A 22,964-nucleotide genomic window follows, 5' to 3' on the forward strand; every position below is an offset into this window, starting at 1 on the left:
ATGAACAGCAAAGATATCAGGGGCATGGCCAGCGTGGAGGCTGCAGTGATCTTGCCTGCGATATTCCTTGTGGTCTGTCTGATCATCATTGGGGCCAGGCTCTATTGGGCGAAGGCGCAGCTTGCCGACGCCGTCTCGGCCGGTGCCCGCGCGGCCTCTGGGCAGTGCGCTAGCTGCGTGGATCCCCGCGTGCGTCAGGTGGTGGAGTCAGACCTGGCGACGTCCGGTTCCTCGTGCCGGAACCTGAAGGTGTGGACGGATTCTGCGGACGGGTTTGTGCGGGCGAGCGCCTCGTGCCAGATCGACATGACCCAAATCGGTGGTCCTAGGTTGACGCTGACCCAGACCGCAAGGGAAAAGATAGACAGTTTTAGGAGCAGCACATGCGAATGCTGAAGGCCCTCGGGGCCGCACTGGTGATGATCGCGATTGTCTTCGTGGCCCCGGTAGTGCTCGTTAGGATAGGCCGCCTCGACGCGCTGGGCTCGCTGCAGCCGACTTTCGCCTCGGTGCCGGACTTGGCGGTCGGCGTGCTGACCATCGTCGCCTGGCTTGCGTGGGTAGCTGCCTGCCTCAGTTTGGTTTTCGAGTTCGTCTCGGCACTAACCGCCGGTCAGGTTCGGTTGAGCGTGCCCGGCCTTCGGGTGTTCTCTTCCTCCAGCGCGCTGCTGGTCACCGCCTTGCTGGGCCTGGGTGCGTCGGCGGTCAATTCTGTTCCTGAGGCTCCGGCAATAGTTCAGCAGGCCGACGTTTCTGCGACGAATCATGCGCAAGAAGAAGCGCAGCGAAACGACGAGCTGTTGAGCTACACCACTTCAGCCGGGGACGATCTTTGGACCTTGGCCGAGGAGCATCTGGGTGACGGCATGCGCTGGCGGGAAATCGCCGAGCTAAACGACACAGTTTTGGGCTCTCCGACTCAGGTTTTGGACGCGGGAACTCGTCTGCTGATCCCGCACGAAACTCACGCCGTATCGCTGGCTTCTGTGCAGGATGCCGAGGAGAGCTGGTCCAGCGAGGTGGAGGTAGAGAAGGGCGACAGCCTGTGGTCGATCGCGGGTGAGCAGCTCGGAGATCCCAGCAAGTGGCCCCAGATCTTGGCAGCAAACAGCGATCTGATCAAAGATCCAGCCTTGATCAAGCCTGGTTGGCGCCTGAGCATCCCAGACGCACAGCAAGTCGATGCCCTGGAGTCTGCGGAACAAAATTCCACGCCTGTTGAGGAGGCTACGCCGGAGCTTCCGGCTGAAGAGGTGCCCGACGACCTGGTCGCCCTAGCCGACGTCGTGCCGTGCCCGACACGGGTGGAAAAGTCGCTTTCTCTTGAGTCTCCGAGGCTCGATGTTGCCAACCAGTTAGACGTTGGCCCGAGCGTGGCCAGCGTCGTCTCAGCTGTCGGTTCCTCGGCCGGTGTGTCTTTGGCGTTGGCAGCGACGCTTTCTGCGGCAATCTATCGTCGTCGCAATCGCCAGCAGGTGCAGCGACCATTAGGCAGGGCAATCAGGCGCCCGGAACATGCGGCCGGGGAGCTAGAATCCGCGATTTCGACGCTCGGTGGCCTGTGCAACGAAACCGCGAGAATCCTTTCCAGCCACGCGCATGGCCTACATGTCGGGCACGAGCTGACCGACGATTCTAAGCCCATCAGCTACGACTTCTTTGACGCTGGAATCACCTCCATCTCGGGCGACGCTGAGCGGGCGAATGCGTTCGCCACCGGCATCGTGCTCTACGTCGCAGCAAGCGAAGAGCCAGACGCGGACATAGTTTCGGCGGGCTCTGGCTTCGATTGGCTATCGACCATGGACGAGCCCAGCTTGCAGACCGCCGATGCTGCGGTGGCGTATCGAATGTTGATGGCCGATCTGGCAGGCCGAAGCGAAGCCTCGTCGCCCGATTCTTTACGTCCAAGGCTTTACGTGTTCGAACAAATGCCGTCCAACCTGCCAGCCGCCGAGGATCTGCGACGCTGCGCTCTTGGCGTGCTGGTCTGTGAAGCAAGCAACGAGCACCCGATGTTCCAGGTCGCCGACGCCACCGCAAAGATGCCAGGTGGCAGGGTCTTCTCGCCGGAACTAGTCAGCGCCCCCGCTCGACGCGGGCTGGCGGAGATCTTCGAGAAGTCGTCGAGCACCGAATACGAGCAGGCCGAGTGGTGGGGCCGCGAAACAACCGAACTAGCTGGTCAGACAGAGCGCGATCAGGAGGCACAAGTGAATAATTCCAACCCGATTCTTCTGATGCTCGGCCCCGTCACTCTAGAGTCCGCTCGTGGAAAAATACCCCCGAGGGCGCTCAAACAGTGCCAGGAATACTGCGCCTGGCTGCTCGAGCACCCGGGAGCCAGCGCGGCTCAGATGACCAGGTCGCTGCTGGTCGCCGAGGGCACCCGCCGCTCCAATATGTCTAGGCTGCGCAGCTGGCTCGGCTCCGACGAGGAAGGCAACCCGTACCTGCCAGAGGCGTATTCGGGACGCATCCGTTTGCACCCGGGTGTTTCTTCCGACTGGGAACAGTTCAGGACGATGCTGGTGGGTGGTGTGGATCGCGCTTCCGAGACCGTCCTTAGGCGGGCGCTGGAGCTGGTTCGTGGAGCACCGCTTGCGGACGCGGCCCCAGGCCAGTGGAGTTGGGCGGAACCCCTGCGAGTGGCGATGGCCAGCATGATTCGCGACACGGGGCTTCGTCTCGGGCGGTTAGCTCTGGAACACGGCGACATCGAAACGGCCCGCTGGGCGGCTGCCAAGGGTCTGTTGGCCGTCCCCGAAGACGAGCTTTTGCTTGGGCTGCGGCTAAAGACCGAGCATCTGGCCGGCAACGACGTCGAGGCCGACAGGTTAGTCCTGCACATCACTCGGCACGCGCGTCTGTTGGGCGTTGATCTGCTGGACGAGACGGTTGAACTGCTGCAACAAACCGTCGAGGGGCAGGCTAGGGCTAGAGCGATCTAGAAGATTGGCTGCGAGTTGTGCCTCGGTCATACGTCTCGGGCGATTTAGCGGAGACAACGGTGAAGATCGCCGCAACGACCAGGAACCAACAGATCATCGCCCAGAATGCCGCAGTCGATACCCCGTCGGCGGGCAGCGTGAATCCGGCTATCAATGCGCCGACCACGATGCCCAGGTTGTTGAAGATGTCGTAGATAACCATGACCCGCCCGCGATAGCGGTCGGTGGTGTGAGCCTGGACGATGGTGTCTCCGCACGCCTTGATGCTCTGCGCTAGCAGCCCGATGAGCAAGCCGCTGAACAACAACGAGATTGGCGAGAGCCAAGCGGCGGGCAGCACGAGCGTCAGCGCGGAGGCAAGCAGCAGCCCGATCACCGTCTTGCGGATTCCGAAGCTTCTGCTGGCTGGGGTGACGAGCACGCCGCATAGTGCGAAACCGAAGCCCGCGAGCCCGAACCAGGCGGCCATGTCCACCATCGCGGCCGCCTCTTGGGTCGAATCGTGGAAATGATGGCGGTAAAGCAGCACGACCGTTACGATCAGCGCTCCCCAGCACATCCTGGCGAAGAAAACCGTGGCGATCGCCCAAAACGCGGGGCGGGTCTGCCAAAGATTTTTTCCCGCGTCGACAAGCCCGCTTAGCACGCTCCGCGCGCCCGGCCCGAGCTTTGCGTGGGTGGGGCCCAGCTCTCTTCGGCCGATTCCTAGCGCAAGCCAGACTGCTCCCGCGAAGCAGACGGCCGCCAGGCAGAAGAGGAAGCCGTCGGCCTGGTTGGCTCCCCAGGCGTTACCGACCGTGATGCGGGCGATCGCAGCCGCGCCGCCGCCGGCCACCGCAGCGATCGGGCCAAGCATGGGCATCAGGCTGACCGCCTCGACGTATTCGTCTTTTTCGATCGCGAACGGCAGTCCAGCGGATAGCCCGGCTAGCTGCAGCCGGTTGATGCTGAGCGCGAATAGCAGCAGCATCATCAGCAATATCTGGCCGACTCCCGCCGTTGCGCCGGAGGCCACCGCAACCGCCATCGCGACGCAGAGCACGATTCGCGAGGCGTCGCAGACGATCGTTATCCGCTGTCTGCTGAATCTATCTAGCAGCTCGGACAAGAATGGCCCGACGACGCTGAACGGCAGCATCGTGATGGCTAAAACAGCGGCGATTGCTGGCCCAGAGGCTTGGGACTGCGGGTTGAACAGCACGTAGCTGGCCATGCCCACCTGGATCATCGAATCGCCGCCCTGGCTGAAAAGACGAAGTATTACGATTCGACGAAACAGCGGCCTGCGCATCAGATGCTGCAGTCGGCGAAGGAAATCCATGAACTACTTTCTGCTTGCCAGCCGCGACTTGTCGAACGCGTCCTGGTCGAGGTCGACAAGCTCCACTTCGTCGCCACGAAGCCCCGCCTCCAGGCGGTTCCAGGTGGGTTCGTATCCGCCGACATAGTCCTTCAAGAAGCGGCTCAGCGGCTTGGCGGGTAAAGCCGCGGGCAGTGGCTGCTGTGAGAAAACGATCAGCAACATGTCCATCGCGTTTTTGCCCGGTTCGATCGGGGGCTGTAGGTAGTCGAGCATCAGTGCCTTGGCGCCTCGCCTGGCGTAGAAGAGGCTGCGGGCGGCAGGATCGCCGTGGGCGACGGACGTGGGCGGCGTCGCCGGGTTCTCGATTTCCCCGATCAGCCACTTGGCGCCCAGTTTGGTGCCTTCGTCGATCGCGGTCTGCAGAAGTTTGCCACCGAGGCCGTGGCCGCGGGCGTGTTCGGAGGTGGATAGCCAAGAGATCAGGGCGAGGTCTTTCTCGTCTTGCACCTCAAGCGAAACTTCGCCGGCCCATCTTCCTTCGTGACGGGCTCCGTAAAGCAGCGTGCTCCCAGATATAACGGCGTCCACGAAGACGTCCGCCGATGATTTTTCGTCCGGAGGAAAGCTCACATCGATGAGCTCTTGGTGGATCTGACGGGCCTCGTCCGGGTCGGTGACACGATCAATACGCATGCATACAGGTTAGTCACCTGTTTGGCGGTTAAGGAAACAAGAATCGGCGTCTTAAATTGCCGTTAAATGAAAAAGCACCAGGGGGCTGCTAGTCACCCCTAACAACCCCCTGGGCGTCTGATATTGACTATATAAAAAAGCTTGTTCTTGCGCCAATTGAGTACGACCGCGGCATTGATATTTTGCGTTTTCTAAAATTTCTTCCAGCAGTTGGGTATATTTCTGCGCCATTTTTAGGCTGCTGCCAGCAGTTGTGGCGCGTGCAGCCGAAGTTTTCTGGCGGCCTGGCTGCAGCGGCTGCGAACCGCGTCGTGCGAGATGTTGTGGATTCTTGCGGCCTGGGAACAGCTGTATCCGCGGGCGTAGACCGTCTCCAAAACCCCCGCCGTCGACGCGCTGACTATGCCTAATGCTTTTCCGGTTGCGATTAGGTTGATTACTTCGGCTGTCGAATTTTTGTGAACATCCCTAATCGGCACTTTCTCGACCAGCAATTCCCTGCTCGATTTCGCCCCGGACCTGTTGAGCCTTTTCAGCGTGTCCAGGGCCAGATTGACGACGATGTTTTTGCGCATCCGAGTTTGTGGGAAACTCATCATGCGAAGCCAAAAGTCGGCAACAAAGTCGTCAAGGTAGTAGCGATTATGCGCCCGGGCAAGCATTTTTAGTCGGGGCAGTGTGGCGTAGAGAACCACAAAACCGCTCAACTCGTCGCCATCTTGGGCGGCCCGCAACAGCCGTGCGACCACGTCATCGTGTGCGCAAAGCTCAAGCGCTTGCCAGGCAGGGATGCGTTGCCCGAGGACCTGCGGGTCGAGTTCGTTATCGGCGATTGCGTGCCATTGCTGGTTAAGTTTGGTGGCGATGCTCATGCAAAAGAGACAACCCTGGCGGTGTTGCCACTAGGGTTGTCTCTTCGTGTGGTGATGTTGCCCGAAGGCTATAGGTGTTGTCCGGTTATTTATTAGCGGCCGATTCCGGCCTCTAGGGCGATCAGTACGAGCTGAACCCGGTCGCGAGCCTTCAGCTTGGAAAGTAGGCGTCCCACGTGGGTCTTGACCGTGCCCTCTGCCATGAACAGGGTGGAAGCGATCTCGGAGTTGGTGGCGCCCTTCGCGATCTCTGCCAGCACCTCGCGCTCGCGGTCGGTGAGCACGTCCAAGCGCTCGGAGTGATCTTCCGGCGAGCTGGGCAGGTTGGGCACGACGTGGTCGAGCAGCCTGCGGGTGGCGCTGGGGGCAACCACCGAATCGCCGGCGCTGACCGCACGGATGGCGTTGAGTAGGTCGATTGGGTGGGCGTCCTTGAGCATGAAGCCCGACGCGCCAGACTTGAGCGCGCTAAACACGTATTCATCGAGGTCGAAGGTGGTCAGCACCAGCACCTTGGCCGGAATCTTCTTCTCGACGATTCGCTTAGTGGTCTCGACCCCATCTAGGCCGGGCATCCGAATATCCATGAGCACGACGTCGACTTTCTGCTTGGCCAGCACGTCGAGGGCCTCGTTGCCGTCGGACGCCTCGGCCACAACTTCCATGTCGTCTTCGGCGTCGATCAGCATCCTGAAACCGCTGCGCACGAGGGCCTGGTCGTCGACAAGCATCACTGCGAGCTTGTTTGGTTCGTTTTCGGTCATATCGCTCCTTGAGTTACCTAATTCATTATGGCCTTAAACGGCCAGCAAAGTTCTAGCCTTTTCGGTTAACCGGAATTACCGCTTGCACTAGCCAACCCGCGCCGAGAGGCCCGGCATTGAGTTTGCCGCCCACGGCCTGCACCCTCTCGCGCATTCCGCGGATGCCGTATCCGGTACCGCTGACTTCGGCCGGGCGGGCTTTGTCCTCGCCGCCATCGTCGTAAATGGAGACCTCCACCTTGCTGGGTTCGTAGCGCAGCCCGACAGAAACTCTAGCGTCGGAGCCGGAGTGCTTCATGACGTTGGTCAGCGCCTCTTGAGTCACCCTATAGATGGTCAGCCCGACGGCCGCCGAGAGTGTCGGACGGGTGCCGCGCTCGGTTAGCGTCACCCTCGAACCGGCCCGCTTCACCAGGTCGCCGATGTCTGCCAGGCCGGGGCTGGGCGCGTATTCCGCGTCATTTCCGTTGCGCAGCACGCCCACGATTCGCCGCATCTCGACGAGTGCCTCGCGTCCGGTTTCGCCGATGGTTTCGAGGACGTCGACGGCCTTGTCCGGGTGCTTTTTGGCAAGCGCTTTGCCGCCTTCGGCCTGCACTACGATCACCGAAAGCGAGTGGGCGACGATGTCGTGCAGCTCGCGGGCGATCTCGTTTCGCACGCGCGTCTCGGTGGCGCGTTCGGCCTCCGCCTGCCTGGCCACCTCTGATTCGTAGCGCTTCCTGGCGCCCTCCGCGCGCTCAAGCTCCGCGACCGCGGTTTCTTGGTCTCGTCTGCCAAGCAGATAGGGGATGACGATCCACGCCAGGCACAGCAGAATCAACGCGACGGTGGACTCGATTTTTTCGCTTTTTTCAGAAATTCCTGCCGTCCAGCGAAGCGGGCCGATGACGGCTCCCAGCCCGCAGATCAGCGGCAGCCACCTTGCCGCGATGCCTTGCACCATCCGCGCCATCGAGTAGCTGGCGATCGGCACTGCCGCCAGCGCCCAAGTGGGGTGCGGCACCAGAATCAGTTGGGTGCCGCCGAATGCGCAGATGAGCGCCAGCATCAGCCACGGCTGGGAGCGTCTGAAGAACAACGAACTCGTCATGCCGATTGAAGTGACCACGGAAGCCAGGTAACTAGGCGATTCACCGCGATTGCCCCAGAGGTCTCCCCAGAAGCTGGTCGCGAACACCAGGACTATCGTCAAGACCGCGTCTAGGAGGGTCGGATACTTGGTCCGGGTTAGCGAGGAAGCCGAGTTATCTGTTGCCACACCATAAAATTAAACTCCATTGGCCGAAAAAAGAGCGAACAAGTTGCAGAATTATTAGTAGCGAGACTCAAGCAAGCAAGAAAGGTCAGTCGCGTGGGTAGTTGTGCGCTGGTGCCACCGCCCTTTGGGGAGCGCGGTCTCGATAAGGCCTACATTCTGAAGCTCGTCTCCAGGGTCAACGTCCGTCGGGCCGGCTGCGACATCGATCTCCTGCTGTTGCTGCGCGCCTATTTGACCGCAGAGCTGCCCGAAGAACTAATGCGCGTAGTTCGCGATTGTGTGCTTGGGTTCAGGTTCAATTTCTATGCCCAGGGCAACGACCAGTTGACCACTTGGACGGAGAACCGGCAGCTCACATTTAGCGTCGCACAGTTTATCTCCGCGCAGACTTTTGCCGGTGAGCGGTTTACTGATTCCAGGTTGGCCGAGGAACACCTCTTAGCGGCTGCCTCACGAATTCAGGTTTGGCTCTCCGACAGGTTCCGCTTTGGTTTCAGCGAGTGGCTTTCGCCCGCGCCCATGTCTAGGTGTGTGGGTGCGCTGACCATGCTGGTAGATCACTCAAACAACGAGAGCATCAGGAAACGTTCCGAAATGGTTCTCGATCTGCTCATTTTGGACGCGGCGCTGCATTCTTTCGAGGGGAATCTAGCCGTCGCTTGCGCCCGTGCAGAAGATGAATATCTACTTCGCCCGCAGAATTCTCCGATGGCCGCTGTCATGGCTTCTGCTTTCGGCACCTCGGACGTCGAAGTGGATCTGGGTAAGATCTCGAGCGTATTCATCACCCGAATGCGCTACCGAGTGCCCGAGGCGATTGCGTACATCGGAACCCACGAGGAAGAGCGTCGGACTGAGATTTCGCAGGGCCTGAACGTCGACGAAGTTCTTGGCGAGCTGAAACGCCACCCGGACTATCCGAGAACATCGAAGTTGGACATCGCCCGCTTCTGGTGGGGGATGCAGGCAATCGTGAATCGCAGGTCCATCAAACATTCGATGCTTCTTGCTCGCGGAATTAAGGTGCGCGGAAACCGCATTCTGCGCCCGATTAAGGCGTTCAGCTGGCTGCCCAAGTTCGCGGTGACGTCCGTGCAGCATCTGATGAACCCATTCATGGCGGGCAAGGCCATTCAGCGCGGAAACGTCACGACGTTCGCCACCCGCAACTATCAACTGAGCAGCGCTCAGCGTTATCGCCCCGGCGAGTTCGGCGGCGAACAACACCTTTGGCACGCCCGACTGCGCGGCGGGGTGAATGTGTTCGGCAACCATCCAGCGGCCAAATCGAAGGGCAGGAAGTTCATCAGCCGGTGGGCGGATAACGGCATCAATCCCGATCTCGCCCAGCAGGGCAATGTGCTTCTTGGCATCCAGGATCTGCGCGGCCGGCACGGGTTCATGGAGGGTAAGCGGAAATACTACACGCACTTCCACTTCCCATTCGTCCAATTTGATCAGGCGCGAATCGGCCCGCACTGGGTTGCCGGCCGAAAGGGCAACGCCTTCATCGGCATTTTGGGCACTAACAATTTCGAGCAAGTCGGCGGCGACGAGTTCGTCCAGCGAGGAATTCTCACTGGTTACGTGGTGGTGCTCGTCGACGAGGAGGAATTTGGTTCCCTAGCCGAGTTCATTCGGCATCTGCGCTCGTATCAGATCGAGTTGACTGACGGCACGCTGTGGCTTTCCACACCGTTTGCCGATTACTCGTTGACTTGGCGGGGTGCGTTCACTTTTAATGGCCGCGATTTCGATACTGATTACGATCGTTATAACTGCGGGTCAGTCGCCACCGCCCGGCTGCCAAGACGCATCGAGGTTGCCGCGGGCGCACACAAGCTAGTGCTCGACTGGGACCGCCTTGAACGTTTCGACACCTAGTCATGGCAGTGGGTCTGTCGCGGAGCTCCAAAGCGCGGCCTCGTAAGCGCGTCGTCGCCTGGAGGCGAAAATGACGGCACTGATGGCTAGGCCAACAACCGATAGGAAGGCTAGGAGACGTCGACTCATGAAGCCAAATGTAGCCTGATTGCCCAAAGATTGTTACCGACGCGGTGGCGGTTGGGAACATGTGCCGTCGAAAATTAATTGTGCATAACTTCCGGGACGGCCGTTTTGGGGTCTTAAGCTTGGCTTCATGAGCACTGTTTTTACGAAGATAATCGACGGCGAACTGCCCGGTAATTTCGCCTGGGCCGATGACGTCTGCGTGGTTTTCGCTTCCATCAACCCCATCACGGATGGCCACATGCTTGTTGTGCCGCGTAAAGAGGTCGCCAAGTTCACAGATTTGGACGACGCCACTCTCGCTCACCTGATGTGCGTCGCGGCTGCTGTCGGGCGCGCCCAGGAGAAGGCTTTCGACGCTCCCCGCGCCACTATGATGATCGCCGGTTTTGATGTCCCGCACGTCCACCTGCACGTCTTGCCGGCTTGGGGCGAGGGCGAGCTGTCGATGGCGAACGCTGCAGAAAGCGCCGATCCGAAGGATCTGGCTAGGGCAACCGAGCGCATCCGCATGGCGCTCGTCGAGCAGGGCCACGGCGATAAGGTTCCGGCGAAGCTCGGCAGCGCGAGCGGCGAGTAAAATTTTTCTCATGGCTAATAAAGACGCAAAGCTGCTGACCGCGCTGCTGGCTGGAATGGGTGTTCTTCACTTCGTGAAGCCGGAGCCTTTCGACCAGATCATTCCGCCGGGCCTGCCCGGCAAGCCTAGGGACTACACGCTTGGCTCCGGCGTGGCCGAGCTGGCGACTGCCGGCCTCATCGCCTCCAAGAAGACGCGGAAGCTGGGTGGGGTAGCGGCGATACTGCTGTTCCTTGCCGTCTTCCCGGCGAACATCTACATGGCGTACCTGTGGCGCAAGAAACCGCTCGCGCTGAAGGCCGTCGCATATGGACGTCTTCCGCTGCAGGCGCTGCTGCTCAAACAGGCAGCCAACGTGATTCGCGAGGCGTAATTTTCATCACGAATTTTGTGGCGCAAGCCCTCTCGGGTTCGAGCCGCTGGGCATAAATAAATGTGGCTCCAAGGAAAATCTTGGAGCCACATTTGTGGAGCATATGGGACTCGAACCCATGACTTCCAGCTTGCAAAGCTAGCACTCTACCAACTGAGTTAATGCCCCTTATGAATGCCGCCTGAGCGGCTATTTTTTCGTTCCGTGCGTCACGGAACTTTAAGAACTATAGCGTATTTTCCCCTGCAGATGGAAACTGGCGTTGCGCGCGTTAGGCTTATGCACATGAAAACGCAGCGGGAACGGGTCAGTTACGCGCTTGCCAGACGAAACACTCTGGAGTCGATGCGCGGGCCCGAATCCGTCATGCTTCCCGACCCTTGCGACGCCCAGCCACTGCTGGTGACGTCCGCCCTAAACCACGGCGACGAGGCCGAAGAGCCCTGCCCCGTGTGCGCCAGCGATCACCTGCTAATTTTGCGTTACGTTTTCGGCGATCAGCTGGGGCAATTTTCGGGTCGGATTAAATCGCTGGCAGAATTAGCGGAAATGGAAACTCAATTCGGCGAGTTCAAAGTTCGTGTGGTCGAGGTCTGCCCAGACTGCAAATGGAACTTCATGATCGAGTCGTTTTCGTTAGGCGACGGCATCAAGAGAAGGCCGCCGAGGCGCCAACAAACGGTGGAGGATATCTATGGCTAAGAAAAATAGCCCGAAAGCAGCCAAGCGCGGCAAGCCTGAAAAGCCGCGGCGCGCCAAGAAAAAAAGATTCCCTGTTTTCAAGACGATTCTCGTCGTCATCCTTGCGTTTGCGGTGCTGCTTGGGTTGGGTGGTGCGTTGTTCTACGCCACCGTCGAGTTGCCTAACCCGAACGAGGAATTCACCACCCAGACCACCACGCTCTACTACGACGACGGGAAGACCGAGCTTGGCAGGCTGGCTATCCAAAACAGGGAAGCGATCGCCTACGACCAGATGCCGGATAACCTGAAAGACGCCGTGGTGGCTGCGGAGGACCGCAGCTTCTGGTCCAACCAAGGCATCGACCCTGTTGGCATGGCCCGTGCTGCGTTCGGAATCATCCGAAACCGCGAGATCAGTGGTGGCGGTTCCACCATCACTCAGCAGTACATCAAGATTCTTTACCTAACCAGCGAGCAGAAGCTGAGCCGCAAGCTTAAAGAACTTGCTCTCGCAATGAAGATGAACCAGGCCGAGTCGAAGGAGACAGTGCTGGCCGGTTATCTGAACACCATCTACTTCGGCCGTGGCGCATACGGCGTCCAGGCTGCCGCGCAAGCGTTCTTCGGTGTTGACGCTAAAGACCTGACTCTTCCGCAGTCCGTCGTGTTGGCGTCCGTCATTAACGCGCCAAGTAATTATGATCCGCAGCGCGGCCAGGCTCAGGCCCAGAACCTGGCCGAGCGCTACCAGTACGTGCTCGACGGCATGCTGGAGATGGGCACGATTTCTCAGGAGGAACACGACGAGGCCAGCGCTGGCCTGCCGGAAATCCCGAACTACGTCGCCCCGAACACCTACTCCGGCCCCAACGGCTTCCTGGTGCACATGGCAACCGAGGAGCTGCGCGCTAAGGGCTTCACCGAGGAGCAGATCAACGGCGGCGGGCTGAAGATCACCACCACCTTTAACGAACAGCGTCAGAAGGACGCTGTGGCAGCGGTTGATGCCACCGTCGAGGAAGTAATGGCTAAGGCGAGGACTAAGCCTGACGAGAACGGCAACCAAGTTAAGCCAAACGTGGATGATCTCCACACAGGTGTGGTCTCTATTAACGTCAAGACTGGCGAGGTGATAGCGCTCTACGGCGGTAAGGATTTCGTCCAAAATTCCAGAAACTGGGCAACCACACCGCGTTATCCTGCCTCGACTTTCAAGGCGTATGGCGTGATCGCTGGTTTGCGTAATGGCTTCGGGCTTAACTCGGTGCTGCGTGGTAACACGTTCACTCCGGAGGGCGATACCGTCCCGGTGCACAACAACGGTGGAGCGAACTACGGCCCTGTCACGCTCAAGAAGGCCACTAACTTGTCGTTGAACACCCCGTTTATCGACATGCTGCACCAGATCCCGAATGGTTACGACGAATTGGTCCGGGCAGCTACTGACGCCGGCGTGCCAGAGCACCCCAGCTGGAAGGAGCAGGGCGGCCGGCTTGTTTTGGGCATGGGCGAGGTCTCTGTTCTAGACAACACTGCAGGTTTTTCTACGATCGCTAACCAGGGTATGAGGGCTACACCTCACACCGTCAAGAAGGTTGAGGATCATAGCGGCAGTGTTCTTTATGAGGCTGACGATAATTCGACTCGGACAATCGAAGATCCGGTTGCTAGGGACACCATCTCTGCTCTGATGCGAGAGCCATTAGCCGGCCAAGCAGTTGCTTATAAGACTGGTACCGAGGGTGTTGACGCCGGTCAGGATGGTGCGGTTGAGGCTACCAACCGATCTGGTTGGACTGTTGGTTTCAGCCCCAGCATCGCCACAGGAGTGATGATGGTTTGTGGCCCGGACGGGCAGGGGAACCTGAACGATTACATGCCGGCTGGCGCTAGCTTCTACGGAATGATTTATCCGCATCAGATTTGGCAGAGTTACATGGCTAAAGCTTTCGCTGACATGCCCAACGAGCAGTTCCCCGCGCCGGGCAACATCAGCCCGACGATCGGCCCAACCTATATTCCGAGCACGGAAGCGTCTGCGCCTCAGGAGGAAGAGGAAGCCGAGGAGACCGAGCGGCCGGTGGAGACTCAAGAGCCTGAGCCGCGTCAGACTCAGACTCTGCAGCCAGCTCCGGCGGCAACCGAAACCCGGGTGCAGGAAGTTCCTGAACCGGCAGAAGAGCCGTGACGGTAAGGGAGTCCCTGACCCAGCGCATAGGCGGCCCTCTTGGGCCGCGGGCCCGTCGTCGAGGGGTGTGGTTTTCGCCGGGTGTGTTCGCGTTCGGCGCGGCCTTTTTCACGATGCTGGTGGCAATTTTGCGTCAGCTGCCGTGCCGAAACACCCCTCAAGATTTCCCGAACGCTTTCGTGCGCCTTTGTTACACGGACATTCCGACGCTCTTCCTGACCCGAGACATGGGCAAGGGCGGCGGAATCTACTCCGATATTGCCCTGGAATACCCGCCGCTGATCGGCTACATGATCGCCGCAACAAGGTGGTTTTCCGGTCTTTTCTACAACGTGGGCCCATCAGCAACGCACGCTGACACGGTTTGGTCGGCGGAGACTTTCTTCGTCGCAAACGCCGTTTTGCTGGGTGTGCTGTTCTTCGCGTTGGTGTTCGTACATCTGCGTCTGGACTCGGGCCGTCCCTGGGATGCCCTATTCATCGCAGCTTCGCCGCTGGTGATGACGAGTGTCCTGATTAACTGGGATCTTCTGGTGGTTGCCCTGGTGGCGTTCGCCATCTATGCCTGGGCCAATAAGCGCCCGCTGCTGGCAGGCGTGTTGATCGGGCTGGGAGTGTCGGCGAAGCTGTATCCGATTCTGCTGCTCGGCGCGATCCTGATTCTATGTTTGCGCGCAGAAAAGTGGCGGGCGATGGTTCAGGCCGTCGCAGGTGCCGTCATCGGCTGGGTTTTTGCGAATCTGCCAGTCGCCCTCGCAGCCCCCGAGGGCTGGAAGTATTTCTGGACGTTCAACGCCAACCGAGGCGCCGACCTCGGCTCGATCTGGTATCTGCTGAAGCTCATCGGCCTGGACGTCCCGAAGGTTTCGACGGTGGCCTTCTGCTGCATGTTCATGCTCGGTGTCGGCGTGGTGGTGCTTTCGCTGCGCGCGCCCAGGCGTCCACGCCTTGCGCAGGTTACGTTGCTGCTGACGCTGATCTTCCTCATGTTCAACACGGTCTATTCGCCGCAATACGCGCTGTGGCTGCTGCCGCTGGTTGTTCTGGCCCGTCCTAAGTTGTTGGACGTCGGCGTCTGGACGGTCGCCGAGCTGGTCTACTGGTTCGCGATTTGGGGTTTCCTGGAGGGCATTCTTGGCGTCGGGCAGAGCGCGCAGTGGGTTTACTGGATGGCGATCATCGTGCGCATCCTTGCCCAGCTGTGGATCGGGCTCCGAGTTGTAGATGACATCCAGCGGCCCTGGGACGACCCCGTCCGGGTTGGATATGTGGACGATCCTCAAGGCGGCGTGCTGGATCATGCGCCAGATTTTTCGCTGTTCCTGAGGGCCAAGAATGCGCAGTAATCCGCGCCTGGTCGCTTTCGTATGGTTGGCCACCAGGGCGCTGATGTTCGGCGTCGTCGTGTTGGCCTGCCAGCGTAACTCGCTGAGCCTTGAGCAGGCGTTTAGTCACTGGGACGTTCAGCACTTCATGACGGTCGCGAAAGCCGGCTACGAAAACCCCGTTGATATGGCGTTCTTCCCTGGCTTACCGATCGTGATGAGGGCTCTTTCGCTGGTGAACGTGCCGATGTGGCTGACGGGGGTTGGGTTCGCGCTGGTCTGCAGCGCGCTCGCCGTCGTCGCCCTGGACCGCATGTACGGTTCGGCCGCGGCCTGCCTGTGGCTGCTGGCACCGATGAGCGTTTTCACGATCGTCGGCTACACCGAGGCCCCGTTCGTTGCCGCCGCCTTCTGGGCGTGGGAGCGTGCCAGGTCCGGGCGCTGGGCGCAGGCCGGAATCTTCGTCGCGCTGGCCTGCAGCCTGCGAATCTCCGGGCTATTCCTGATCGCTGGTCTTGGCATCCTGGCCCTGACCCAAACCGAATACTGGTTCAAAGATCGCATCAAAAACGCTGCCTGGCTGCTGCTTGGTGCCGGCGTCCTCGGCGGGTTTGCTGCTTACTTACACTCCAAGACCGGTTCGTGGAGCGCCTGGTACAACGCTCAAAACGCCGGCTGGCATCGCGAGCTGAGCTGGCCGTGGGAGGCGCTGCAACGCACGATCCCGATGACCAGCGCCGGCTACTGGCCTGGACGCCCCGAGGTGCCCGTTATGTTCACACTGGAGATCGTCGCGGTGGCCATCGGATACCTCGTCCTGCTCGTTTGCATGTTCCGTCGACGCTGGGGAGAGGCCACATTCGTCGCGGCCAACGTCGTTCCGCTATCGTCCAGCGGCTGGTTCATGTCCGTCACCAGGGCAGTTCTGCTGTTGTTCCCGCTCTACGGCTGGCTAGGCGGGTTTGGTGGCAGACGCAGCAGCTCTTTCGTGCGGGCTGTTCTTGGCCTGATCCTCATCGGCGATTTAGTGCTGATGGGGTGGTGGACGTACTGCTTCGCAAGCGGCGCCTGGGCTTGCTGAGCGTGGCGCCTGGGCTTGCTAGCGTCCGTTTGTCCAACCCATCACTCCGTGGTGTTGGACGCAGGCTGTCGCCACCTTTGTAGCCGCCTTCAGCGCGTCTTGGAAGCTTTCCCCCTCTGCTAGGTAATGCGCCAGGGCGCCGTGCAGCACGTCCCCGGCGCCATTGGTGTCAACTGCCCACACTTGCTCAACCGGCAGCCAGTTGGTCTCGTAGCTTGGCGTCAATTCCTCGTCCCAGCTGAGCTCGCGGATCTCCACCTTTCCTGGGCCGTCGCTTCGGGCTAGGGAGTGAATCTTGTATTCGCTCAACTCGTCTAACGCGTTCTGCGGAGTCGAGTCTGGCGTTTTGAAGTCCGCGGAAATCACCGCAACGTCGAGCTGGGGGAGCAGCTTTTCTAAGCCTGGCTTCCAGGATCCGCCGTCAAGTAGGTGGGCAGGCTCGGGAACTTGGCTGAGCGGCACGGAAACCGGCAGCAGGTGTCCGTCGTGCAGAACCACGTTTGCGCCGGAGAGCACCTCCGCATCCGGCACGCGAACATCGTCCAGCGAGGTGTTGTTGGTGGAGACGACGCAGCGATCACCGTTGTCGGTCACCATAACCGTGGAGATGGGCGGCTGGAAAGACGCCGGGGCAACGTCGACGATCTCGATGCCGGCCAGAAACTCTCGGACCAGTTTCGATAGCGCGCTGTTACCCAGGGCCGTGACGAGCACAACCTGCGAACCGAGCTCGCGGGCGGTACGTGCGGCGTTGGCGGCTGGGCCTCCCGCGTCGATAGTGGAACCTTTGGCGACGATCTTTTTGTTCGGCTCAGGGAACGCGTCGACTCGCTGGGTGTGGTCGATTGTGGTGAGCCCGACGCAGACGATCATACAAGCAAACCTTCGCGTTCGGGATGCTCAGCAAAGTATTTGACGGTGTATGGGCAGACAGCTTTCACCTTCAGCCCAGCTGCCGCGATTTCGTCGAGTGCGTATTCGGTCAGTCGTCCGGCTAGGCCCTGGCCCCGGTACTCGGATTCGGTTCCGGTGTGGTTAATGCTGACGATGTCCCCAGAACGGGTGAAATCGATCCTGGCGGCTTCGGTTTCGCCGTCGAGTGCCAGGAATGAGTTGTCCTTGCGTGTGAAGTTCATAAGTCCTCGAGTGTCATTATCGGGTAGACGTGGTATGCGGGTTCTTCGTAAGGGTGGGCTGCCAGCATTGCCTCCAAAGCTGCCCGTGCTTTGGAGCGTTTGCAGACGCATTCGATTCGCTGCTCGGCAACTTCTTCGGGCTCGCCTGGGGTGCCGATGGTCGGGTTTGCCTTAAGCGACGGCTCGAAGCGTCCGGTGCCGGACGCGCTGAATGTGCACGCCCGATATTCGCCTAGCTCTCCTGCGCCCGCGTCGGCGAGGGCTCTGCGAATTTTCGGGGCGGCGTCCGCTGGTGAAAAAACCACGATGACCACTAAATCGCTCACAGTTACTGCCTATCACAGCTGAGGTAAAAAGTTCTCCGAGAGGTCAGGGGAGAACCCATCTCTTGGCGACAGGTATTTTTCTTAGTACCCAAACAGTCGCAACGCAGAAAGCCCAAGTGACGACGCAAACAAGCAAATCTGAACGAAAACCGTTATACCCAACAATACGGCGGAGAGCGTCTGCTGGCATGATGTGGATTAGGTAGATGCCGAAGGTTAATCTCGATAGTTTTGTTATTGCGTTGCAGATTTTTGGGCTTAGACGGGAGAAATTGGTCTGCTTGGTTAGCACAAACAAAGCTGCTGTGATGAACGGCACGCCAATGCCGAAGTAGCTGGTCAAGATTGATTGATGCTCCCAGCCTTTAAGCGACGTTATCGCTCCTAGGGCACCGAAGGATAGGAAGCCCAGGATGCCCAGGATGTAAACAGCTGCTCTTTGCTGTCTTGTTAGGTTGATTTTTAGGAGCACATATCCCATTACGGGGTAGAGGATGTATTCGCTTCCCGGGATTATGTCGAACTGAGATAAAAAACCTGGGATAAACGATCTGGCTATAGGTATTAGCACACTGCCAGCGAAACAGATTCCAACCAGATAGTAGTAGAACTTGGTGGGATCTTCGGTTTGATCTTCGATTGCCGTTATCGCTGCAGAAAAAAGTGGCATAAGTACGTAAATGCCTGCCAAAACCATTAGGAACCATAGGGGAGCATTTGCTTGTTGCAGATTGCAAAGAAGGGATATTGGGTTTTCAAAGATCTTTTTATTATCGAGACAAAAGAATTGGTATAAGGCTCCGACTATTCCCCAGATGAAATAAGGGATGATTATCTTAGAGAATCTCTTTTTGAAGAAATCCCTGATGCTCATTTTTCTTGTGAAGCCAATTAGATTTGCGCCACTTATAGCGAAGAATAGGGGGACTGCTGCAACTCCGATTCCGCTGATCAGGTATTCGATCCAGTAGCCGTTTACTGGCTGATTACTGAAATATGCCGTCCTGGAATGTAGAAACACGACGAGAAAAATGCCGACAACATTTAATACATCCATCCAGGCTCGTCTGTGTGTATTTTTTATCACGGCATAGATCTTATCTGGTGCGCAATGCTTGTTTGCGCCACAATGCAGTTTACTGGTCGTTTTGTATGCGTATCTTTTCGTCGAGACAATGAGTGCAAAACTGCCTTAGTGCCAATGCAAAAACTAAAAGCGGTAATCCTGCCAGTCTAAAGGTGCTGTTCGACGGCCATCTCGTCACCGATCCCGCGCTGTGGAAAGGCACGCCGCGAATCGTCATCGGCGAGTAAACAAGCAACAATAAAATGATCGGCTGCACCAGATTTCTCTGGGGCAGCCGATCAGTTATTTAACGGCTATTTTTCGCTCTGCTTGATTTCCCACTCGGAGATCAGCCGGTTGTAAGCCTGGGCATCCTCGATCGTATTGATGGTGACGTTATATGCCCGATCGATTCGCTTGTACTGGGTCAGGCTAGTGGCAGGCAGAACGCGCTTGGCCACCGCCCTAGCAGCCTTAACCGGGAACAACTTGGAGAACTTTTCCAGCACGGCCTTAGCGTCGTTAACCGGATCGTCCATGCCACGCAGCCCCAAGACAGCCAAGCTGCGAACCTTGTTCAGCGGATTCTTGGGTTGCTCAAGGCTCTGCAGAATTAGCCGAGTCTCGGCGTCCACCTCTAAATCATCGATCGGTCCGAAGTGCCTCTCGATCAGGTCTTGCATGTCCGCGATGGCTTTAGCCGAGTCTTTCGCGTGGAATGCATCGTAGCTGATGAGCTGCAAGAACCACTTAAGCAGTCCAGCTTTGTGCTCCTCGAAAATTTCGCTTTCGTGCCAGTGGGCGAAAACCTTGTCGGCCATAGCCAGGTGATTTTTGATGACATTAGCCTGCTTCTGCATCTGCATGTGCATCGCCGAACCCGGCCTGCTGTAACGGTAGCTATAGAGATCATCCTTGATGCTTACGGTGCGTTGCGATTTGGGGTATGCATCGAGATAGAAGAGTTGGTCCTCGCCGATGGCTAACTCCTCATCGAAACGCAAAGAATTGCGCTCGATGAAGTCTCGAGAGAACGCGGAAAGCCAGATGTAAGGACGAGCCAGACATTTTTTGAAAAGCTTCTCATCGAAACCCTCGACTACTCCGTCTTTCGGCTTGAGTGCATTCGCCAGCCACTGATGCGGTTTTTCGAACGAAATCGCCTCTCCACCGAACGTCAAAATATCCGGCTGTTTCTCACCGAATTCCCTCGCAACAGTTGCGCAGGCGCCCGGCTTGAGGAAATCGTCACTATCGACGAACATAACGATCTTGCCCGACGCCAGCTCCAGGCCATGGTTCCGGGCAGCAGACACGCCCTGGTTTTTCTGCTCAGCGACGACGATTCGTGGATCCAGATCGGCCGAAATTTTCAGCAGCTGCGGAGAGCTATCCGTCGAACCATCTTCGACGCAGATGATTTCGATGTCCTTGAATACCTGGCTCCTGAGTGAATCCAGGCACCGAGGTAAATACTTTTCAACGTTATAAACCGGGACAATAATCGAGATCAGCGCCACGATTTAGCCAGTCCTTTCGCCTTCTTGTATGCCTTATTGGCTGCCGTTTTTGCCAGGCCGACGAAACCGCGGTCCTGAATCAGCCTGCCAACCTTGTGGCTGAGCGCCTCTGGCTTAACGCGCCAGTCGTGGTAGTCCCGCGGATTAAGCAGGATCGTCCTCAGATCCTGCAGCTTCCACGGTTCGAACAGCCTGATGTCGACGTGCCCAGCTTTGAACTCGTCGAGGAACATGTCCCTGCCCTTTTCTAGCACCAGCACCTTGTTTTCCTCGGCCACCCGCTCGTAGTTCCAGATCAGCGCGTCATAAAGCATCTTGACCTTGACGGGGGAGAAGATCTCGCTCTTCTCCCCATCCTCGGAAAGCCAGCGGGTGATCTCGGAGTACTCGTTGAACAGGGCGTCCACCTTGGCAGGAGAATTCACCGACGAATTCTCGTTGTCCTGCCTGTAGTGCACAAGCGGCTTGTGGACGAAGTACACCTTGTCTGCCGACGCCCAAACCTTGAAGGTGAAGCTGGTGTCCTGGAAAGAGGCGCCGGGGGTCTCGAGGAAACGAATCTGGTTTTTATCCAAGAAAGATTTGCGATACATCGCCGACCAAATGGACGGCTTCGCGTGGAAGATGCCGTGATCGACGCTAGTGTCAATCAACCTACCCGCCTTATTGGCGGGGATGGCCTCGAAAAATTCGTTGCGCTCAGTCGGCGTCGACCAATACAACCAGAAGTTCGCCTTAACAACATCGGCACCGGACTCCGTGATCGCCTTGTGCAGAGTGCTGAGGGCGTACGGTTCCATGAAATCGTCGGACTCTAGGATCGCGATGAACTCGCCCTTGGCCTTCTCCAAGCCCCGGTTCATCGAGGCGCCGTAGCCTGAGTTTTCCTTGTCGATAACGGTGAAGCGGGAGTCCTTATCCAAAAATTCCTGGATGATGTCTCGGGAGCCGTCCTTAGAGCCGTCGTTGATGCAGATGAATTCGACGTCCGACATGTCCTGCGCAGCAAGCGAGCCCAGGCATTCGTGCAGATAGTCCTGCACGTTATAGATAGGAACCAAAACGGATATAGCGGGATTCATCAGCAATCTTCCTTCGTGTGACGACAGTTGTCGTCTTGGAACAAAACGAGCAATGCTATTTCGATCGGTATCTAACCAGCATACTAAATCCGTCTGTAAAGAAGTCTCTAAGAGCGCGGACTCACTCGTCCCTGATCCTGCCGACGGCCTTGTGAATATCACCGTCGAACACTACGTTTCCGTGCTCAAGGACGACCCCTCGGTCACACAGATCGGCCACCATGTTCAGGTCGTGGCTAACAATAACCAGGGCTTTTTCGCTGCTCTGGAGCTCGCGGATGCGGTTCAAGCATTTGCGCTGGAACGGCTCGTCGCCGACGGAAAGAATCTCGTCCACCAAAAAAACGTCCGGGTCGGTGTGCACGGCGACGGAGAATGCAAGACGCAGGAACATGCCGGAGGAATAGAATTTAACTTCGGTGTCAATGAACTGTTCGATCTCGCTGAATGCGACGATCTCGTCGAATTTCTCTTTGATCTGCTTCTCGGTCATGCCCAAGATAGCGCCGTTAAGGAAGACGTTTTCGCGTCCAGTTAGGTCGGGGTGGAAACCAGCGCCGACCTCGATTAATCCGGCCAGTCTTCCACGAACGCCGATTTGCCCCTCGTCAGGGCGCATAACACCGGAAATCAGCTTCAATAGGGTGGATTTGCCCGACCCATTAAGCCCTAGGAGCGCTGTGGTTTCGCCCTGATTGAACGAAAGATTGATGTTGTTTAGCGCTTTGAAACGGTTGACTTCGGCGTCTGGCTTATGTTTGAACTTCGCAACCACGAACTCTTTTAGCGAGTGTGTGTGACGAATGTTGAAAGTCTTAGTTAGATTCTCGATGCGCACGCATTCGTACGACTTAGCCAATGTGCTCTCGCTCATCACAGCTCCTGCGCGAATCGCCCGTCGAGCTTCTGGAACACAAGCTCGCCAATTAACAAGGTCAATGCGGAAATGCCCGCTGCAGTGAGGGAGAACTTAATCATCCCCGGGGGCATCGCATACGTCACGTCGGACGTTGGCGCCCAGAAGCAGTAGTGAAAGAGCTCTACGACGGGTGTGATGGGGTTTAGCTGGTAGATGGTCCACATCGTGCCCGAACCGATTGCCCGCACCACGAAATCCCAGTGGTAAAGAATCGGGGAAGTCCAGCTGATAACCATGTTGATCAGGTCGACCAGGTTCTCCGCGTCACGAAGAATCACGTTGACGGCGCCAAATAGCAGACCGAGCCCGAGGACGAACACCGCGATGATGACGAAACCCGCCAGCCCAGCGAGAATATTTAGAGGTCCCGGACGCCAGCCCATAATCAGCGCGCCCAACATCAAGACGACGACCTGCGGGAAGAAGTGAATGGCGGCCACCCACAACGAAGAAATGCAGAACAGCTCTCTTGGCAGATAGATCTTCTTCACCAGCGGAGAGTTGTCGACGATCGCCTTCGTGGCGTTCCTGAACGCCTCGCTGAAGAAGTTAACCACCACGATTCCAGAGAACAGGTAAACCGCGAAGTTCTCGACGGCCTGGTTCATCCTCATGAAGACGCCAACCGCGAAGTAGAAAACCAGGAACTGCACGCCGGGCTTGACGTAAGACCAAAGCATGCCCAGCACCGAGCCCCGGTAGCGAACGCGTAGCTCCTTGCGAACCAGCAATTTAAGCAGGAAGGGGTTCTTGAGCGCGTTAATCAGACCCCCGCCGGAGCCAGGGCGACTGAAGCCTTCCTGGGAAAGAGTTGTAGCCGTCAAATCTTA

The 22,964-nt window shown here is 58.1% G+C and carries 24 protein-coding genes and 1 tRNA gene; 9 read left to right on the plus strand and 16 right to left on the minus strand.

Annotation, left to right across the window (positions count from 1 at the left end; translation table 11 throughout):
* A complete protein-coding gene (locus HMPREF1255_RS09075; RefSeq protein WP_016454913.1) occupies positions 1-396 on the plus strand; it encodes a TadE family protein in 396 nt (131 codons plus the stop codon).
* The gene (locus HMPREF1255_RS09080; RefSeq protein ID WP_024111646.1) at positions 384-2,951 is read left to right on the plus strand and encodes a LysM peptidoglycan-binding domain-containing protein; all 2,568 of its coding nucleotides are present in this window, start codon (positions 384-386) and stop codon (positions 2,949-2,951) included. The genes HMPREF1255_RS09075 and HMPREF1255_RS09080 overlap by 13 nt, the downstream gene beginning before the upstream one ends.
* Here the strand turns inward: HMPREF1255_RS09080 and HMPREF1255_RS09085 are convergent.
* The 6 genes from HMPREF1255_RS09085 to HMPREF1255_RS09105 all read right to left on the minus strand — a co-directional run bounded on the left by HMPREF1255_RS09085 (position 2,938) and on the right by HMPREF1255_RS09105 (position 7,844).
* Positions 2,938-4,272 (minus strand): MFS transporter, encoded by a 1,335-nt coding sequence (locus HMPREF1255_RS09085; RefSeq protein ID WP_024111667.1) that lies wholly within the window; start codon positions 4,270-4,272, stop codon positions 2,938-2,940. The two genes, HMPREF1255_RS09080 and HMPREF1255_RS09085, sit on opposite strands and share 14 nt — an antisense overlap.
* A gap of 3 nt (positions 4,273-4,275) precedes the next feature.
* Complete coding sequence (locus HMPREF1255_RS09090; protein WP_024111683.1) at positions 4,276-4,947, minus strand: GNAT family N-acetyltransferase; 672 nt, start codon at positions 4,945-4,947, stop codon at positions 4,276-4,278.
* A gap of 51 nt (positions 4,948-4,998) precedes the next feature.
* Positions 4,999-5,178, minus strand: coding sequence for a hypothetical protein (locus tag HMPREF1255_RS09875; protein ID WP_155948527.1), 180 nt, complete (start codon positions 5,176-5,178; stop codon positions 4,999-5,001).
* A gap of 2 nt (positions 5,179-5,180) precedes the next feature.
* Complete coding sequence (locus HMPREF1255_RS09095) at positions 5,181-5,819, minus strand: RNA polymerase sigma factor (protein WP_024111655.1); 639 nt, start codon at positions 5,817-5,819, stop codon at positions 5,181-5,183.
* A 92-nt stretch (positions 5,820-5,911) separates the two neighbouring features.
* Entirely contained in the window at positions 5,912-6,583 is a 672-nt protein-coding gene (locus HMPREF1255_RS09100; protein ID WP_016454908.1) for a response regulator transcription factor, read from the minus strand.
* Positions 6,584-6,635: 52 nt separating this feature from the next.
* Positions 6,636-7,844 (minus strand): sensor histidine kinase, encoded by a 1,209-nt coding sequence (locus HMPREF1255_RS09105; protein ID WP_024111651.1) that lies wholly within the window; start codon positions 7,842-7,844, stop codon positions 6,636-6,638.
* Positions 7,845-7,955: 111 nt separating this feature from the next.
* Between HMPREF1255_RS09105 and HMPREF1255_RS09110 the strand changes: the two genes are divergently transcribed.
* Positions 7,956-9,728: a hypothetical protein gene (locus HMPREF1255_RS09110; protein ID WP_155948529.1), complete on the plus strand. Its 1,773-nt coding sequence runs from the start codon at positions 7,956-7,958 to the stop codon at positions 9,726-9,728.
* Here HMPREF1255_RS09110 and HMPREF1255_RS10105 read toward each other — a convergent pair whose 3' ends face one another.
* Positions 9,729-9,857, minus strand: coding sequence for a DLW-39 family protein (locus tag HMPREF1255_RS10105; RefSeq protein WP_231376291.1), 129 nt, complete (start codon positions 9,855-9,857; stop codon positions 9,729-9,731).
* 127 nt (positions 9,858-9,984) lie between these two features.
* Between HMPREF1255_RS10105 and HMPREF1255_RS09115 the strand changes: the two genes are divergently transcribed.
* Both HMPREF1255_RS09115 and HMPREF1255_RS09120 read left to right on the plus strand, forming a co-directional pair.
* A complete protein-coding gene (locus tag HMPREF1255_RS09115; RefSeq protein ID WP_024111668.1) occupies positions 9,985-10,434 on the plus strand; it encodes an HIT family protein in 450 nt (149 codons plus the stop codon).
* A 10-nt stretch (positions 10,435-10,444) separates the two neighbouring features.
* A complete protein-coding gene (locus HMPREF1255_RS09120; protein ID WP_016454904.1) occupies positions 10,445-10,807 on the plus strand; it encodes a hypothetical protein in 363 nt (120 codons plus the stop codon).
* 95 nt (positions 10,808-10,902) lie between these two features.
* Here the strand turns inward: HMPREF1255_RS09120 and HMPREF1255_RS09125 are convergent.
* A tRNA-Ala gene (locus HMPREF1255_RS09125) sits at positions 10,903-10,975 on the minus strand.
* 117 nt (positions 10,976-11,092) lie between these two features.
* On the opposite strand from HMPREF1255_RS09125, the gene HMPREF1255_RS09130 reads away from it, so the two are divergent.
* The 4 genes from HMPREF1255_RS09130 (at position 11,093) to HMPREF1255_RS09145 (ending at position 16,085) form a co-directional block, all read left to right on the plus strand.
* Positions 11,093-11,509, plus strand: a complete 417-nt coding sequence (locus HMPREF1255_RS09130) for a DUF5318 family protein (protein WP_024111648.1) — start codon at positions 11,093-11,095, stop codon at positions 11,507-11,509.
* The gene (locus HMPREF1255_RS09135; RefSeq protein WP_024111645.1) at positions 11,502-13,679 is read left to right on the plus strand and encodes a transglycosylase domain-containing protein; all 2,178 of its coding nucleotides are present in this window, start codon (positions 11,502-11,504) and stop codon (positions 13,677-13,679) included. The genes HMPREF1255_RS09130 and HMPREF1255_RS09135 overlap by 8 nt, the downstream gene beginning before the upstream one ends.
* Before the next feature lie 113 nt (positions 13,680-13,792).
* A complete protein-coding gene (locus HMPREF1255_RS09140; protein ID WP_231477466.1) occupies positions 13,793-15,025 on the plus strand; it encodes a glycosyltransferase family 87 protein in 1,233 nt (410 codons plus the stop codon).
* Positions 15,015-16,085, plus strand: coding sequence for a mannosyltransferase family protein (locus HMPREF1255_RS09145; protein ID WP_024111664.1), 1,071 nt, complete (start codon positions 15,015-15,017; stop codon positions 16,083-16,085). The genes HMPREF1255_RS09140 and HMPREF1255_RS09145 overlap by 11 nt, the downstream gene beginning before the upstream one ends.
* Before the next feature lie 18 nt (positions 16,086-16,103).
* Here the strand turns inward: HMPREF1255_RS09145 and HMPREF1255_RS09150 are convergent, their stop codons facing one another.
* The 8 genes from HMPREF1255_RS09150 to HMPREF1255_RS09185 all read right to left on the minus strand — a co-directional run bounded on the left by HMPREF1255_RS09150 (position 16,104) and on the right by HMPREF1255_RS09185 (position 22,958).
* Positions 16,104-16,958, minus strand: a complete 855-nt coding sequence (locus HMPREF1255_RS09150) for a PfkB family carbohydrate kinase (RefSeq protein WP_024111647.1) — start codon at positions 16,956-16,958, stop codon at positions 16,104-16,106.
* Entirely contained in the window at positions 16,955-17,221 is a 267-nt protein-coding gene (locus tag HMPREF1255_RS09155) for a GNAT family N-acetyltransferase (RefSeq protein WP_024111644.1), read from the minus strand. The genes HMPREF1255_RS09150 and HMPREF1255_RS09155 overlap by 4 nt, the downstream gene beginning before the upstream one ends.
* The gene (locus HMPREF1255_RS09160; protein ID WP_024111638.1) at positions 17,218-17,547 is read right to left on the minus strand and encodes a hypothetical protein; all 330 of its coding nucleotides are present in this window, start codon (positions 17,545-17,547) and stop codon (positions 17,218-17,220) included. Before HMPREF1255_RS09160 ends, HMPREF1255_RS09155 begins: the two co-directional genes overlap by 4 nt.
* Before the next feature lie 43 nt (positions 17,548-17,590).
* Positions 17,591-18,604, minus strand: coding sequence for an acyltransferase (locus HMPREF1255_RS09165; RefSeq protein WP_036917853.1), 1,014 nt, complete (start codon positions 18,602-18,604; stop codon positions 17,591-17,593).
* A gap of 323 nt (positions 18,605-18,927) precedes the next feature.
* On the minus strand, positions 18,928-20,133 hold the full coding sequence (locus HMPREF1255_RS09515; protein ID WP_024111661.1) for a glycosyltransferase: 1,206 nt from the start codon (positions 20,131-20,133) through the stop codon (positions 18,928-18,930).
* Positions 20,124-21,215 (minus strand): glycosyltransferase family 2 protein, encoded by a 1,092-nt coding sequence (locus HMPREF1255_RS09520; RefSeq protein WP_024111658.1) that lies wholly within the window; start codon positions 21,213-21,215, stop codon positions 20,124-20,126. Before HMPREF1255_RS09520 ends, HMPREF1255_RS09515 begins: the two co-directional genes overlap by 10 nt.
* A gap of 121 nt (positions 21,216-21,336) precedes the next feature.
* Positions 21,337-22,089: an ABC transporter ATP-binding protein gene (locus tag HMPREF1255_RS09180; protein WP_024111678.1), complete on the minus strand. Its 753-nt coding sequence runs from the start codon at positions 22,087-22,089 to the stop codon at positions 21,337-21,339.
* Positions 22,089-22,958 (minus strand): ABC transporter permease, encoded by an 870-nt coding sequence (locus tag HMPREF1255_RS09185; RefSeq protein WP_024111663.1) that lies wholly within the window; start codon positions 22,956-22,958, stop codon positions 22,089-22,091. The genes HMPREF1255_RS09180 and HMPREF1255_RS09185 overlap by 1 nt, the downstream gene beginning before the upstream one ends.
* Positions 22,959-22,964 lie beyond the last annotated feature (6 nt).

It is taken from the genome of Propionimicrobium sp. BV2F7 (genome assembly GCF_000510445.1).
Classification (GTDB): domain Bacteria; phylum Actinomycetota; class Actinomycetes; order Propionibacteriales; family Propionibacteriaceae; genus Propionimicrobium; species Propionimicrobium lymphophilum.

Coding starts and splice junctions, on each gene's coding strand:
- HMPREF1255_RS09140 (WP_231477466.1), top strand. CDS start 13,793: ATGCTGGTGGCAATTTTGCGTCAGCTGCCGTGCCGAAACACCCCTCAA.
- HMPREF1255_RS09115 (WP_024111668.1), top strand. CDS start 9,985: ATGAGCACTGTTTTTACGAAGATAATCGACGGCGAACTGCCCGGTAAT.
- HMPREF1255_RS09155 (WP_024111644.1), bottom strand. CDS start 17,221: ATGAACTTCACACGCAAGGACAACTCATTCCTGGCACTCGACGGCGAA.
- HMPREF1255_RS09090 (WP_024111683.1), bottom strand. CDS start 4,947: ATGCGTATTGATCGTGTCACCGACCCGGACGAGGCCCGTCAGATCCAC.
- HMPREF1255_RS10105 (WP_231376291.1), bottom strand. CDS start 9,857: ATGAGTCGACGTCTCCTAGCCTTCCTATCGGTTGTTGGCCTAGCCATC.
- HMPREF1255_RS09165 (WP_036917853.1), bottom strand. CDS start 18,604: ATGGATGTATTAAATGTTGTCGGCATTTTTCTCGTCGTGTTTCTACAT.
- HMPREF1255_RS09075 (WP_016454913.1), top strand. CDS start 1: ATGAACAGCAAAGATATCAGGGGCATGGCCAGCGTGGAGGCTGCAGTG.
- HMPREF1255_RS09520 (WP_024111658.1), bottom strand. CDS start 21,215: ATGAATCCCGCTATATCCGTTTTGGTTCCTATCTATAACGTGCAGGAC.
- HMPREF1255_RS09130 (WP_024111648.1), top strand. CDS start 11,093: ATGAAAACGCAGCGGGAACGGGTCAGTTACGCGCTTGCCAGACGAAAC.
- HMPREF1255_RS09150 (WP_024111647.1), bottom strand. CDS start 16,958: ATGATCGTCTGCGTCGGGCTCACCACAATCGACCACACCCAGCGAGTC.
- HMPREF1255_RS09095 (WP_024111655.1), bottom strand. CDS start 5,819: ATGAGCATCGCCACCAAACTTAACCAGCAATGGCACGCAATCGCCGAT.
- HMPREF1255_RS09135 (WP_024111645.1), top strand. CDS start 11,502: ATGGCTAAGAAAAATAGCCCGAAAGCAGCCAAGCGCGGCAAGCCTGAA.
- HMPREF1255_RS09120 (WP_016454904.1), top strand. CDS start 10,445: ATGGCTAATAAAGACGCAAAGCTGCTGACCGCGCTGCTGGCTGGAATG.
- HMPREF1255_RS09100 (WP_016454908.1), bottom strand. CDS start 6,583: ATGACCGAAAACGAACCAAACAAGCTCGCAGTGATGCTTGTCGACGAC.
- HMPREF1255_RS09180 (WP_024111678.1), bottom strand. CDS start 22,089: ATGAGCGAGAGCACATTGGCTAAGTCGTACGAATGCGTGCGCATCGAG.
- HMPREF1255_RS09085 (WP_024111667.1), bottom strand. CDS start 4,272: ATGGATTTCCTTCGCCGACTGCAGCATCTGATGCGCAGGCCGCTGTTT.
- HMPREF1255_RS09080 (WP_024111646.1), top strand. CDS start 384: ATGCGAATGCTGAAGGCCCTCGGGGCCGCACTGGTGATGATCGCGATT.
- HMPREF1255_RS09145 (WP_024111664.1), top strand. CDS start 15,015: ATGCGCAGTAATCCGCGCCTGGTCGCTTTCGTATGGTTGGCCACCAGG.
- HMPREF1255_RS09875 (WP_155948527.1), bottom strand. CDS start 5,178: ATGGCGCAGAAATATACCCAACTGCTGGAAGAAATTTTAGAAAACGCA.